The 13589-nt window shown below is 70.5% G+C and carries 9 protein-coding genes; 8 read left to right on the top strand and 1 reads right to left on the bottom strand.

Features of this window, described 5'->3' with window-relative positions; translation table 11 throughout:
• The coding region (locus tag KBI44_09225) for an RNA polymerase subunit sigma-70 (GenBank protein MBP9144650.1) at positions 1-386 on the top strand (386 nt) is incomplete at its 5' end.
• Positions 383-2956 (top strand): serine/threonine protein kinase, encoded by a 2574-nt coding sequence (locus KBI44_09230; GenBank protein MBP9144651.1) that lies wholly within the window; start codon positions 383-385, stop codon positions 2954-2956. The genes KBI44_09225 and KBI44_09230, both read left to right, overlap by 4 nt.
• A 10-nt stretch (positions 2957-2966) precedes the next feature.
• Here KBI44_09230 and KBI44_09235 read toward each other — a convergent pair whose 3' ends face one another.
• Positions 2967-4421, bottom strand: a complete 1455-nt coding sequence (locus tag KBI44_09235) for a hyalin (GenBank protein ID MBP9144652.1) — start codon at positions 4419-4421, stop codon at positions 2967-2969.
• A gap of 277 nt (positions 4422-4698) precedes the next feature.
• Here KBI44_09235 and KBI44_09240 point away from each other — a divergent pair, with 277 nt between their 5' ends.
• The 6 genes from KBI44_09240 (at position 4699) to KBI44_09265 (ending at position 13582) form a co-directional block, all read left to right on the top strand.
• Positions 4699-6201 (top strand): esterase-like activity of phytase family protein, encoded by a 1503-nt coding sequence (locus KBI44_09240; GenBank protein MBP9144653.1) that lies wholly within the window; start codon positions 4699-4701, stop codon positions 6199-6201.
• Between the two features lie 88 nt (positions 6202-6289).
• Positions 6290-6601, top strand: coding sequence for a hypothetical protein (locus KBI44_09245; protein MBP9144654.1), 312 nt, complete (start codon positions 6290-6292; stop codon positions 6599-6601).
• Between the two features lie 197 nt (positions 6602-6798).
• The gene (locus KBI44_09250; GenBank protein ID MBP9144655.1) at positions 6799-7320 is read left to right on the top strand and encodes a hypothetical protein; all 522 of its coding nucleotides are present in this window, start codon (positions 6799-6801) and stop codon (positions 7318-7320) included.
• 92 nt (positions 7321-7412) lie between these two features.
• A complete protein-coding gene (locus KBI44_09255; protein ID MBP9144656.1) occupies positions 7413-7970 on the top strand; it encodes a DinB family protein in 558 nt (185 codons plus the stop codon).
• 66 nt (positions 7971-8036) lie between these two features.
• Positions 8037-10793, top strand: a complete 2757-nt coding sequence (locus KBI44_09260; protein MBP9144657.1) for a PD40 domain-containing protein — start codon at positions 8037-8039, stop codon at positions 10791-10793.
• 101 nt (positions 10794-10894) lie between these two features.
• Complete coding sequence (locus KBI44_09265; GenBank protein ID MBP9144658.1) at positions 10895-13582, top strand: serine/threonine-protein kinase; 2688 nt, start codon at positions 10895-10897, stop codon at positions 13580-13582.
• Positions 13583-13589: the final 7 nt, after the last annotated feature.

Raw genomic sequence — 13589 nt, forward strand, 5'->3', positions numbered from 1 at the left:
TCTACATCAAGCTCGCCGGCCAGGACCGGGCCCGATGGGAGAACCGACGCCAGTTCTTCGCGGTGACGGCGCGGCTGATCCGCCGGATCCTGGTCGACCACGCGCGCGAGCGTGGAGCGGAGAAGCGGGCCGGAGGCGCGATCCGGGTCGAGCTCACCGACGACCTGGCGATCGAGGCTCCCGAAGATATCGACCTGCTCGGCCTCGACCGTGCCCTCGAGCGCCTCGCGAACCTCGATCCGCGCGCCACCGAGGTCGTCGGAATGCATTACTTTCTCGGCTTTTCGGTCGGGGAGATCGCCGACCTCATGGCGCTCTCGACGCCGACGATCAAGCGCGATCTGCGCTCGGCGCGCGCCTTTCTCCAGCTCGAGCTCGCACCATGAGCCAAGCCGAAAGCTGGGCGCGCATCCGGGCTCTCTTCGACGAGGTCGCCGAGCTCGGCGCGGTCGAAGCCGAAGTGAGGGTGAAAGCGCTCGCCGGCGGCGACGTTGAGCTCGAGTCCGAGGTCCGCAGGCTCCTCGCGGCGGACCGGAAGGCCAGCGAAACGCCGCCGCCGAAGTTCGTGCTGCACGCCAGCAATTGGAGCGCTGAGAGCGCTGCGAGCGACGGGAGCGATGGGAGCGGCGGGAGCGATCCGCTCATCGGCCGGCGATTCGGCAACTGGACGCTCGAACGGCCGCTCGGCCGCGGCGGCATGGGGCGCGTCTATCTCGCTCGCCGCGCCGACCGCGCCTTCGAGAAGACCGCGGCGCTCAAGCTCCTGCGCGGCGCGCTCGACAGCGCGAGCTTCCGCGACCGCTTCGCGCGTGAGCGCCGGATCGTCGCGACCCTCGACCACCCGGGGATCGCGCGCCTCCTCGACGGCGGCGAGAGCGCCGACGGGCTGCCCTTCCTCGTCCTCGAGGCGGTCGAAGGCAGCGATCTCATCGCCTGGGCGGACGAGCGCCGGCTCGACGTCACCGGGCGGCTGCGCCTCTTCCGCAAGGTACTCGACGCCGTCGCCTATGCCCACCGCAGGCTGATCGTGCATCGCGACCTCAAGCCGTCGAACATCCTCGTCACCGCCGACGGCTCGCCGAAGCTGCTCGACTTCGGCATCGCGCGGATCCTCGACCAGGAAGAGGGCGCGGACTCTCCAGGCGCGACGCGGACGGGCGAGGCGATGTTGACGCCCGAGTACGCGAGCCCGGAGCAGCGGCGGGGCGATCCGGTCGCAACCGGCAGCGACATTTATTCGCTCGGCATCGTCCTCTACGAGCTCCTGGTCGGCTCGACGCCGCTGCGCGGCCGAACGTCGTCCTCCCCGGCCGGGACTGCGCGAGAAGGGGACCGACCTCCCGAGCGACCGTCGACGGCGGCGCGGAAGCGCAGTTCCGGCTTGACAACGGTGCGGCCCGACGAGATCCGCGGCGACCTCGACGCGATCGTGCTCAAGGCGATCCGGCCGGAGGCCGATGAGCGCTACCGTTCGGTCGAAGAGCTGGCCGCCGAGATCGATCGATTTCTCGAAGGGCGCCCCGTCGAGGCCCGCCGGGGGAGTAACCTCTATCGCCTGGCGAAGTTCGCACGTCGCCATCGCGTGGCGCTCGTCGCTGCGGGGCTGGCCGTGACGGTGTTCGCCGTAACCCTGACCCACTCGGCGCTTCGCCTGCGCGCCGAGCGCGATCGCGCAGAACGGCGCTTCGCCGAGACGCGCGAGCTCGCGCGCAGCCTCCTCTTCGACCTGCACGACTCGATCCGCGATCTCGACGGTGCGACCGCCGCCCGACGCCTGCTCGTCGAGCGGGGCCTGCACTACCTCGAGCGCCTGCGTGATGAATCCACCGGCGATCCGACGCTGCGACGGGAAGTCGTCGAAGGGTATCTTCGTCTCGCCGAGATCTTCTCCGACCGCCGCGCCGCCGCCGGCCTCGAGCTCACGGTCGAAGCGGGGGACCTGCTCGAGAGCGCGCGAGCTCTCATCGAGCCGCACGCCGGAGAGCTCGGCGAGGCAGCGGACCGCCGGCTTCTCGTCCAGGTCCTCGGCGCGACGGTGCGCCGACGTTTCACCGGCGAGATCGAGAGCGAAGTGCGGCTCGCCGCGGCGCAGCGCGCGGTCGAGGTCGCCGCGACGCTGGTGCGCGACTCTCCGGAGAGTGCGGACGATCAGCATCTTCATGCCGAGGCGCTGCGCGACCTGGCGGACCAGCTCGGCTTCGCCGGCCGGATCGCCGAGGCGGCCGGGCCGATCGACCGGGCGTCGGTGGCCGCGCGCCGCGCCGCCGAGTTGCGCCCGGCCGATCGCGAGCTCGAGCTGGCCCAGGCGGAGCTCGAGCTCGCCGCCGCCAAGGTGAGATTCCGCGTCGGGCTTCACCGGGAGGCGCGGGCTTCGCTACAGACGGCGCGCGAGATTCTCGCGCGGCGCGCAGCGGCCGAGCCCGGGAGCGTCGAGCTGCGGGACCGCTTCGCCCTGGCGCTGGCCGAGATCGGCAGCGACGCCTGGCAGAACGGCCGGCCCGAGGAGGGGATGGCCGCTCTCGAGCAGTCGTGCGAGCTGCTGGCGGCGACCGTCGCCGCCGATCCGGCGAACCGCCAGGGGGTGCGCCGCCTGACCAGCGCGCGTACCGAGCTCGCTCTGGCGATGGTTGCGTCGGGGCGGATCGACGAGGCGCTCGCGCGCCATGGCGATGCCCTCGCCGCCCTGTCGCGCGCCCGCGAACGACCGGGCGCGCCGGCCTTCTTGATCTACGACGAGGCGTTCCTCGCAGCGCAGATGGGCAAAGCGGCCGCCCTCGCTTCCAGGGCGGCCGGCGGAGCTCGCGAGCAGGAGTCCCTCCTCGCCCGCGCCCGTGAGTGGTACGAGCGCGCCCTGACACTCCACGCCGAGGGGGTACGCGGAGGCACCGCCTCGCACCAGGAGCCGCAGGCCTGGGAGCAGGTGCAGGCGGCCGCGGCCGAGCTCGGCGTCGACTGACCGTCCGGCCCTACGGCACGAACCCGGACCAGCCGGCGGTCGTCCCGAGGTCGAAGCCGTCGGCGAAGAACGGCTGGTCGATCGCCCAGAGCTCGCGGCCGTAGAAGCCCCCGTCGTTAGCGGCGAAAAGGATGCGATCGCCCAGCTGGACGAGCTCGCTTGGACCGGCGCCAGCTGCGGTAACGACTGCCGGATTCTCGGCCTTCTTCGTGCCGGCGGCGGTGCCGTCGGTCAACCAGGTGTGGACCTCGCCGCTGCCGTCGTTGGCGGCGAAGAACAGCAGGTCAGGCCCTGCCGTGAACTCCCCCGGCGCGCTACCCGCGACCGGCCGGATGTCCCGGACCAGCACGGTGCCGGCCTCGGTGCCGTCACTGCGCCAGAGCTCGTTGTTGCCGAAGTCGTCGCCGCCGTCATTGCCGAGAAAGTAGAGCTCTCCCTGCCAGGCGATGCGCCGCGCATCGTTGCCGCCGCTGCCGGTGCCCGGGAAGAGATCCCGGACGATCGTTGTGCCGACCTCCGTGCCGTCGCTCCGCCAGAGCTCCGGACCGACCAATCCGTCATCCGCGATGAAGTAGACCTCGTCGCCGATCGTCACCGGAAAGTCCGGATTCGACGCCGCCGAGCCGTCCTGGATGTCGGCGATCATGGCGGTCCCGCCCTCCGTGCCGTCGCTCACCCAGGCCTCCCGTCCGGCGACGCCATCGGTCGCGGCGAAGAACAGCCGGCCGCCGAGGGTGGCGAAGGCGCTCGGATTCGCGCCGGTCGAGCCTGAGGTGATGTCGCGTACCAGGGCGACACCGGCGTTCGTCGCGACGTGGAGCTCCCTCCCGACGCCGGCGGCGGTGGCAGTGGCGGCGAAGAAGAGCTGATCGCCGACGACGTGGAGCCCGGCCGGCGACGAGCTACCGGCGCCGGTGGCGAGGTTCGCAACCATCGCGGTGCCGCCTGCGCTGCCGTCGCTCGACCAGATCTCGATGCCGGTGGTGCCGTTGTTCGCTGGAAACCAGGCCAAGCCTGCGAAAGCGACGATCTCCGAAATTTCGGCGCCAGTCCCGCCCCCACGGATGTTCTCGACGAGAACGGTGCCGCCCGGCGTGCCGTCGGTCACCCAGAGCTCGGGGCCGTTCACGCCGTCGTCGGCGACGAAGAAAACCTGCCCTCCCACTGCCGTGAACAGGCGCGGACTCGAGCCGTTGACGCCCGGGAAGGCGTCGAGCAGCATCGCGGTTCCCGCTTCGGTGCCATCGGTAGTCCACGGTTCGCAACCGGTGGCGGGCTCGCAGGCGCGAAAGTAGACCCGGTCGCCAACGGTGACCATCTGGCTGGGACTCGAGTCCGCCCCGGGCGCGATGTCGCGCACCAGCCTGGGCGTGCGCTGGGCTGCAACCGGGCCGACGATGTCGAGACTCAGGAAGCACAACGTGACGACGAACACCGGCAGGCGCTGGATTCGGGCGCGGTCCATGGGGAGTCCTCCTCTCCCAGACGCGGATTCCCCCGCCCGGCGGGATCATGGGAGGGGTCGTCCGGCGCCCGCGAGCCCTCGGCGGCTTTCGCCGAATCGCCTTCCCGCCGCGGATTCCATAGAGTGCGGCTCTTGAATCTGCCCATCCTCTGGAAATGAGCCTCACGCCCGGCACCCGCCTCGGCTCCTACGAGATCACCGCCAAGCTCGGGGAAGGCGGCATGGGGGAGGTCTATCGCGCCACGGACCTTCGCCGCGAGCGCGAGACCCGAGCCTGATGCGCATCCTGCGCGCCTCCGGCACCCGCGTGCTTTCCGTGTTCGCCGCCTTTGCCGGGATTTCCGCGCTCCCGGGAATCCCCGCGATCGCAGGCGGCGGCGGAGGCGGCGGCGCCGCCGGCGAGCCCCAGGCTCGACTCGTCGCGCGCAGCGTCCTGCCGGCGCGCAGCTTTCGCACCGGCTCGCCACCGTCGGGCGCCTTCTTGACGGCGGAGGAGCGCGCTGTCGCCGCCGGCAACGGCCTGAGCGGGCCGGCAGCCGGTCCCTATTTTCCGCGGCAGCCGGTGCAGGGGTTCTCGAGCATGGTCCCGGCCGTCGACGGCAACTGGTGGGCGCTCGCCGACAACGGCTACGCCTGGCGTGGCAACTCGGCCGACTGGCAGCTCGTGCTCTACCGGCTCGACCCGCAGTGGGGCTCGCCTGCCGGCCCGCGGCTCATCGAGGCTATTCTGCTGCGCGATCCCGACCGCCGGATTCCGTGGACGATTGTCTGCGATCCCGGCTCCGGCATACGGCTTCCCGACCTCTCCTTCAACGCCTTGCCGCTCCCGCCGGCGGCCTGCGGCGACGACCTCGAAGCGCGCCTCCTGACCGGTTTCGACTTCGACCCGGAGTCTTTCGTGCTCGCGTCCGACGGCAGCTTCTGGATCAGCGAGGAGTTCGGGCCTTTCCTCCTCCACTTCGCTGCCGACGGCCTCCTGGTCGAGCCGCCGGTCGCCGTGCCCGGCGTCCGCTCGCCGCAGAATCCGTTTCTCGATTTCACCCGTCGTGCGCACCCCGAAGCGCCCACGATCGCGGCCAGTCGCGGCTTCGAGGGGATGGCCATCAGCCCCGACGGCGACACCCTCTTCGCTCTGCTCGAAGGAGCCGTGACCGGCGACGACGCGCAGGATCTCCGGATCTACGTCTATCGCATCGCGGCGCGGCGATTCGAAAAGAGCCACCTCCGCGTCCGGCTCGAGGCCGCTTCGCAGACGGTCGACCTGACGAAGCTCGAATACCCGGGCGGCGCCCGCCTCTTTCCGGACGCCGCCGCGCCGGCGAGTGGTCCGGTGGCGATCGGAGAGCTCAAGGCAGTCAACGACCACGAGCTCTTGATGATCGAGCGCGACAATCTGGGCGACGACGAGCGCGCGCCGCGATTCAAGAAGGTCTTTCTGCTCGACACCCAAGGCGCCGCCGAGCGTGGCGGTCATGTCGGCAAGACCCTGCTGCTCGACCTCCTGGCCCTCCCCGATCCGGACGCCGTCGGCGGCGACGGCGACTTCTTCCGCCTGCCGTTCTACACCATCGAGTCGGTGCATCTGGTCGACGAGCGCACCCTCCTCGTGGCCTCGGACAACAACCTTCCGTTTTCGAACGGGCGTGCCCGTGGAGGGAGCAGCGACCGCAGGGGCCCGCTCGCCTCCGACGAGACCGAGCTGGTCCTGGTGCGCCTCGGCACGCCGCTGCGCGCCGACCCCCGGCTGCTGCCGCGCGCTTCTCAGACGGTCGGCAAGTGACGGCGCGAGGATCGATTCCCCTCTCGGCCCCGACGTAGCCACCGTTGGGGAGGGCTCCGGCAGTGCAGGGAACGCCCGGCGGCCGGTCGTGCCCGAAGTCGATCATCTGCTCGGAACGCGGCTGGGTCGAGCCGCGCGGCAGCAGTTCTACCGCGGTCTCGTCGACGCGAGCTACCTGCTCGTCGACCTCCCGCAAGAGCGAGTGGCGCGCATTCGCGAGATCGACGAGCAGTTCCCGGAGCTCGATCTCGGCTTCGTCGACAGCGCGCTGGTGGCCCTCTCCGGAACGACCGGCGTGAGACGCATCGCAACTGCCGACCGCAGACGTTTCACGCCGCTCGCCCGCGCTTTCGACCTGACCCTCGTACCCATGCCGCCCGAGACGCCCTTCACGCCCTGATTCCTGATTCCATACGTTCAGAACCCGCCGGCTCCTCCAGGAGATCCGCGCAAGCTCGGCGAGGGCGGCACGAAGGAGACCCTCTTCGTCCGCTCCGGCACGATGTCGCGCTGCAACGCCGTCCCGGGACGAGATGCGGCTTCGCTGAACGAAGCTCGCCAGCGGAGGGTCGGGTCGCGTAGAATGCACTGCCGCGCGTGGATTGGGCGATTCCAGGCCCCGGTTCGTGCCGGTCTCCAATTTCTGCTGCCTTCTCCGCTCGGTCGCTTCGTCGCCAGTTTGTCGACGAGGTGCCACGCGGTCGTGCGGGTGGCAGGCTAAAACTCCACATCGAAAGGAATCCCATGACTGCGAAGAAGACCAAGGACATCCAGGCCACCGCTCGCGCCCCGAAACCGAAGCAGGCCAGCAAGTCGCCCGGTTCACCGGCGGCAAAGAGTGCGGCGACGCCGAAAGCGACGCCGAAACCGGCCAAGGCTGCAAAAGGCGCCGCGATAAAGGCGCCGACAAAGAAGGCCTCCGCACCGCGCAAGAAGTCTGCGATCGCAGCGAAGCCGCGCACGCTCCCGCCGGTCGTCGTCGCGACAGAGGCCGTTCCGTCCCCCCCGAAACCCCCTTCCCGGGACAGGATCGCCGCCCGTGCGGCCGAGATCTGGCGCGAGACGGGCGGCGCCCCGTTCGAGAACTGGATCCGCGCCGAGCGCGAGCTCGGCGCCTGACCGGGGGGCCAGACACCTCGCCGGAGCGACCGGATAGGATCGTCCCCGAGCTACCCATTTCGTATTCCGGGAGCTTCCGAGGTGTTGCGCGCATGAACCTTCCCGACCGCAACCGCAGTGAGTTCTCGCTCTCCGCAGCCCGGAACCACCTCGCCCGCACTCCGGCGGTACTCGACACCTGGCTGCGCGATCTGCCGGAGGAGTGGGCCCGGGCGAACGAGGGGGGCGAGAGCTGGAGCCCCTGCGACGTCGTCGGTCATCTGATCCACGGCGAGAAGACCGACTGGATTCCACGCCTGACGCGGATCCTCGAGCACGGCACCGGCGTGCCGTTCGAGAAGTTCGACCGCTTCGCCCAGTTCCGCGACTCGGAGGGTAAAGCGCTCGGGGAGCTCCTCGACGAGTTCGCGCGCCGGCGCGCCGAGAGCCTGCGCGCGCTCGATGGCCTTGCACTCGACAGCGCCGCGCTCGACCGGCAGGGTCGCCATCCCATTCTGGGGGAAGTCACCGCGCGCCAGCTTCTCGCCACCTGGGTGGCGCACGACCACGACCACATCGTGCAGATCGCCCGCGTCATCGCCGCCCAGTACGCCGAGGAAGTCGGCCCCTGGCGCCAGTTCCTGCGCGTCATCTCCGGCCAGCCCGGCTGAGCGGCGCCGCGCGGCCGGCAAGAAATTCCTTCACGCGGTAACGGCAAGCCGGATAGGATTCGTGGCTTGATCGGCAAGCGCCTCGGCCCCTACGAGATTACCGCCAAGCTGGGCGAAGGCGGCATGGGCGAGGTCTACCGCGCGACCGACACCCGCCTCAAGCGCGAGGTTGCCATCAAGGTCCTGCCGGCGGCGTTCATCGCGGACATTGACCGCCTGGCGCGCTTCGAGCGCGAGGCGCAGCTCCTCGCCCAGCTCCACCATCCGAACATCGCCTCAATCTTCGGGCTCGAGGTAGCGGGAGGAGTTCGGGCCCTCGTCATGGAGCTCGTCCCCGGCCCCACACTGGCCGAGCGCCTCGAATCCGGGCGGCTTCCCTTTGCTGAATGCCTTTCTTTCGCGCTGCAGATCGCGCAGGCGCTCGAGGAGGCGCACGACAAGGGAATCGTCCACCGGGACTTGAAGCCGCAGAACATCAAGGCCTCCAGCGAAGGAGAGATCAAGGTCCTCGACTTCGGCCTGGCGAAGGCGATGGATACCGCCGCGGGATCCTCGGCCGCTGCGGATCTGGCGAAATCGCCGACGCTGATGCACTCCCCCACGATGACCGCGGCGGCGATCGGCGGGGGCACGCAGATGGGCGTCATCCTCGGCACGGCGGCCTACATGGCGCCGGAGCAGGCGCGCGGCACGGCGGTGGACGCGCGGGCCGACGTCTGGGCGTTCGGCGTGGTGCTCTACGAAATGCTCGCCGGCGGCACCCTCTTCGCCTCGGAGACCGTGGCCGACACCCTTGCGGCGGTTCTGACCCGCGAGATCGACTGGTCCCGCCTGCCGGCCTCGACGCCGCCCGCGGTCCTGCAACTGCTGCGCCGCTGCCTCGAACGCAAACCGCGGGAGCGCCTGCACTCGATCGCCGACGCGCGCCAACTGCTCGCCGACTTTTCCTCCGGCCGCATCGGCGGCGTGGGCGGCGCGAGCGTCGTCAGTGGAACGCTGACTGCGGCGCCCGACGCGGTGGTTCCGCGCGCGCGGACGATCGTTCGCCTCCTTCCCTGGACGATCGCCGCGCTGGCGGCCCTCGCGGCGATCTTCCTGGCACTGCGCAAGGTGCCGGCGGCGGTGGACGCAGCGGCCGGAAGCGAGATCCACTTTGCGCCGCTGACCAGCTTCTCCGGCGTCGAGTCGCCGGGAAGCTGGTCGCCCGACGGGTCGTTCCTCGCCTACTCGCACTCCGCCGAGGGCTCGATGGACCTCTTCGTTCTCCCCACGGCGGGCGGCGCACCGATCTCGCTCTACAAGTCGGCGTTCGACGAAGGGGCACCGCGCTGGTCACCGGACAGCAAGTGGATCGCCTTCACCTCGTTCAAGGAGGGACGGGCCGGAATCTTCCTCGTCTCGCCGCTCGGCGGTCCGGCCCAGAAACTGGTCGACTTGCCGCAGCGCGAGCCCGAGTCCGATGCCCTCGTCGCGCTCGGCAAGCAGCCCTGGTCGCCCGACGGCCGCTGGCTGCTCTTCGCGCGCGCCCGGGAGAAAGGGGGCACGGCGCTCTGGCGTATCGACCTCGAAGGGCGCGAGGAGAAGGAGCTCCTGCCGGCAGTCGAGGGGCAGAGCTTCGCCGAGCCCTCTCTCGCTCCCGACGGCCGCCGAATCGTCTTCACGCGAGCCTCGATCGACGGTCGGGCGAGTCTCTGGCTTCTCGATCTCGACGCCTCCGAGGCGCGCCCCCTGGTCGACGAGAAGGCGAACGCCATGGAGCCGCTCTTTTCGCCCGGTGGCGAGGCCGTGATCTTCGTCTCGGATCGTGCCGGCAACGAGGGCAACGTCTGGACGATCGACCTCGCCAGCCGGCGGATCACTCCCATCACGCTGAGCCCGACGCTCGTCAACTCGCCGGTGGCGGCGCGCGACGGGCGCCTCGCGGTCGCGACCTCCTCGCATCAGACCGACCTCTACCTCGATGCCGTCGACGGAGGGAGCCAGCGCCGACTCACCTTCCACACCCACGACAACTTCGGCCCCCGGCTCTCCCCGGACGGCCGGAAGATCGCCTACATGTCGAACCGGACCGGCGATCCCGAGATCTGGCTGCTCGATCTCGAGTCGGGGGAGGAGCGCCGGCTCACCGACAATCCTGCGCGCGACATGAGCCCGACCTGGGCGCCCGACGGCAGGTCGATCCTCTTCTCCTCGGACCGCGACCCCGCGCACCCGCTCTGGACGCTCGAGGTCGACGGCGGACGGATCGAACCGGTCGGCAAGGGCGTCGCGGCGCTCGACAAGCTTCGCCTCGTCTGGGGACAGTGGGCGCCGGACGGCTCGCGCCTCGGGCTCATCGCGGCCGACGACAGTCGCGGCGGCTCCCTCTGGACGCTCTCCCGCGACGGCTCATTGTCCGGCCCATTCCTGCCGGGCCTGCGCGAGCTCGATTTCTACCGCGACGGGCGGACGATTCTCTACGTTCGGGACGGCAAGGAGGGCGAGGGCCTCGAGCTGCGCGCCGCCGACCTCGAGACCGGCGCCGACGAGCTCCTCTACCGTGGCTGGGTGCGCGAAATGACTGTCTCCCGGGACGGCCGGCTCGTCTCCTTCATCCTGGCCGAGAGCCACATCAACCTGAACCTCTTCGGCCTCGAGCTCGCTCCTCCCCAGCGCCCGGGCGAGCTGCCGCGGGCACTCGGAGCGCCGCGCGCCTTGACCGAAGGCAAGGGGCGCTGGCATGTCCACAACGGCAGCCTCTCGGCGGATGGCAAGCTCGCCGCGTACACGCGCGATACCGACACCGCCGATATCTTCGTGGTCAGCAGCGAACCGCCGCGCTGAAGCGCGGTGGCTTCGCCGGGCCCTGCGCAAACCGGAGTCAGAGCCGTCGGGCTGCAGTAGAGTGCGCCGATGCGGCGCGACCTCGAAGACGGCGCAAGCCGATGATCGGAACACGGCTCGGCCCCTACGAGATCCTCGCCAAGCTCGGCGAGGGCGGGATGGGCGAGGTCTTCCGGGCCCGCGACACCAAGCTCGACCGCGAGGTGGCGGTGAAGGTCCTGCCGCCGCATCTCGCCGCCGACGCCGACGCGCTGGCGCGTTTCGAGCGCGAGGCCAAGGCGGTCGCGGCGCTCTCGCATCCGAACATCCTGGCGATCTTCGATTTCGGCAGGGACGGCGCGATCGCTTTCGCCGCCATGGAGCTCCTCGAAGGCGAGACGCTGCGCGAACGTCTGGTCGCCGGCGCGCTGCCGGCGAGGAAGGCTCTCGAGATCGCCTCCCAGGTAGCGACCGGGCTCGCCGCGGCGCACGCCCGCGGCATCGTGCACCGCGACCTCAAACCCGACAACCTCTTCCTGACCCGCGACGGACAGGTGAAGATCCTCGACTTCGGCCTCGCCCGCCAGAGCGAGCCGCACGGTTCGAAGAGCCAGCTGCTCGCGGCGCCGACGATGGCTGCGGCGGCTCCGGGCACCGAGCCCGGCGCGGTCCTCGGTACCGTCGGCTACATGTCTCCCGAGCAGGTCCGGGGCGAGACGGCGGATGCCCGCTCGGACCTCTTCGCTCTCGGTGTGGTGCTCTACGAGATGCTCATCGGGCGGCGGGCGTTCGCGCACGGTTCGGCGGTCGAGACGATGTCGGCGATCCTTCGCGAGGAACCCCCGGAGATCGAGACCGTCGGGGAGAGATTCTCGCCCGCCCTCGCGCGGCTGCTCCAACACTGTCTCGAGAAGCGCCCCGACGAGCGCTTCCAGTCGGCGCGCGACCTCGCCTTCGATCTCAAATCGCTGGCCTCCGGCGGCTCGTCGACCCGTGCAGGCGGCGGCGCCGCGCTGGTCTCTGCCCAGAGCGACCGCAGCGCACGCCGACGCCTGCTCCTCGCCGCCGGGCTGGTCCTCGCAGGAGCCCTCGCCGGCTGGCTGGCGGCGGGCCTCTCGCGAAAGCCTGAAGCGTCCTCCACGCCGGTCCTGCGTCCGACCTTTCGCCAGTTGACCAAACTGCCCGGCGGCGAGGGCAATCCGAGCATCGCCCCAGACGGCGAGAGCTTCGTCTTCGTCAAGCGCGACGGCGGCGACGCCGATCTCTTCCTGCAGCGGATCGACGGCACGAAGCCGATTCCGCTCACCACCGACTGCGCGCAGGACGATGTGGACCCCGCTTTCTCGCCCGACGGGCGGTCGATCGCCTACCGTTCGGACTGCGGCGGCGGCGGCATCTTCGTCATGGGAGCGACCGGCGAGGCGAGCCGTCGGGTGACCGAATTGGGCTACGCGCCGGCCTGGTCGCCGGACGCCGCCGAGCTCGCCGTCGTCACCGAGAGAACGGGGGCGCCGACCTCGCGCAACTCGGTGAGCGAGCTCTGGGTGGTGAAGGTCGAGACCGGCGCCCGCCGGCGGGTGAGCGAGCTCGACGCGATGGCCCCGACCTGGTCACCCGACGGCCGGCGGATCGCCTTCTGGGGCCTGCGCGACGAGACCTTTCAACGCGATCTCTGGAGCGTGGCCGCCGACGGCTCCCCCGGCGCGAAGGAGTCTGCGCTCTCGCTCGTCGACGATCCGGCGATCGACTGGGCACCGGTCTACTCCCACGACGGACGTTGGCTCTACTTCGCGTCGACCCGCGGCGGGACGTTCAATCTCTGGCGGTTGGCGCTCGAAAGCGCCACCGGAAAACCCCAGGGCGCGCCCGAGCCGGTCACCGCTCCGTCGAGCTGGGCCGGTCCGTTCGACCTCTCCGCCGACGGCCGTCGGATCGTCTTCGTCGACCGCAACGCGCAGACGGAGATCGTGCGTGCCGCCGTTGATCCCGCTCGCCTGGCGCTCGCCAGCGCGCCGGCGCCGGTCTTCAGCGGCTCGTTCGAGATCCGCGAGCAGCAACTGTCGTTCGACGGCGCGTCGGTCGTCTTCACCAATGAAGACATGCCGCAGCACCTCCACCTGGTGCACTCCGACGGTTCCGGCTACCGGCAGCTCACCACCGGCGTCGATCGCAATCGGCAAGGCGCCTGGTCTCCCGACGGGCAGTGGATCGCCTTCCAGACCAATCGCGGCGCCTCGAGCCTGGCGGTCATCCACCCCGACGGCGGCGGCTGGCAGGCGATCGGAGTCGGGCGGGGCTTCACCAATCCGCGCTGGTCGCCCGACGGCAAGCGGCTGCTCTCCTACAACACCAGCGAAGGCGGCAGCATCCTCGATCTCGCCACCGGATTCGCAACGCCGGCAAAGCAGGATCTGCCGCCGATCGCTCCCGGGGTGCTCTTCTGGCCGATCGCCTGGTCGCCCGACGGGAGCCTGGTCGCCGGGTCGGCCGTTCGCGCCGGGCAGATCGGCGAGATCCACATCTGGTCGACCGCCGACCGCGCCTACCGCGAAATGCCTTGGCGGCGCGGCGAACAGATCGACTACAGCGTCGTCTTCATCGACCGCGACCGCCTCGTCTTCGGCTCCGGTACTGGACTTTCCGTCGGGGACCTCCGCGGCGGCGAGCTCGAGCCGCTCTACACGCCCCCGCCCGGCCACCTCATCGTCAATCTCTCCGGCTCCAGTGATGGCCGTTCGCTCACCTGGATCGACAGGGCCGACGAGTCGGATATCTGGCTCATGACGCTCGACGAAAAGACCGAGCTGTAGGCACTCC

The organism is Thermoanaerobaculia bacterium (assembly GCA_018057705.1).
Taxonomy (GTDB): Bacteria; Acidobacteriota; Thermoanaerobaculia; order Multivoradales; family JAGPDF01; genus JAGPDF01.

Bases quoted from the DNA above. Each gene is read 5' to 3' on its own strand.
- KBI44_09230 (MBP9144651.1), top strand. From the start codon at position 383: ATGAGCCAAGCCGAAAGCTGGGCGCGCATCCGGGCTCTCTTCGACGAG.
- KBI44_09235 (MBP9144652.1), bottom strand. From the start codon at position 4,421: ATGGACCGCGCCCGAATCCAGCGCCTGCCGGTGTTCGTCGTCACGTTG.
- KBI44_09240 (MBP9144653.1), top strand. From the start codon at position 4,699: ATGCGCATCCTGCGCGCCTCCGGCACCCGCGTGCTTTCCGTGTTCGCC.
- KBI44_09255 (MBP9144656.1), top strand. From the start codon at position 7,413: ATGAACCTTCCCGACCGCAACCGCAGTGAGTTCTCGCTCTCCGCAGCC.
- KBI44_09265 (MBP9144658.1), top strand. From the start codon at position 10,895: ATGATCGGAACACGGCTCGGCCCCTACGAGATCCTCGCCAAGCTCGGC.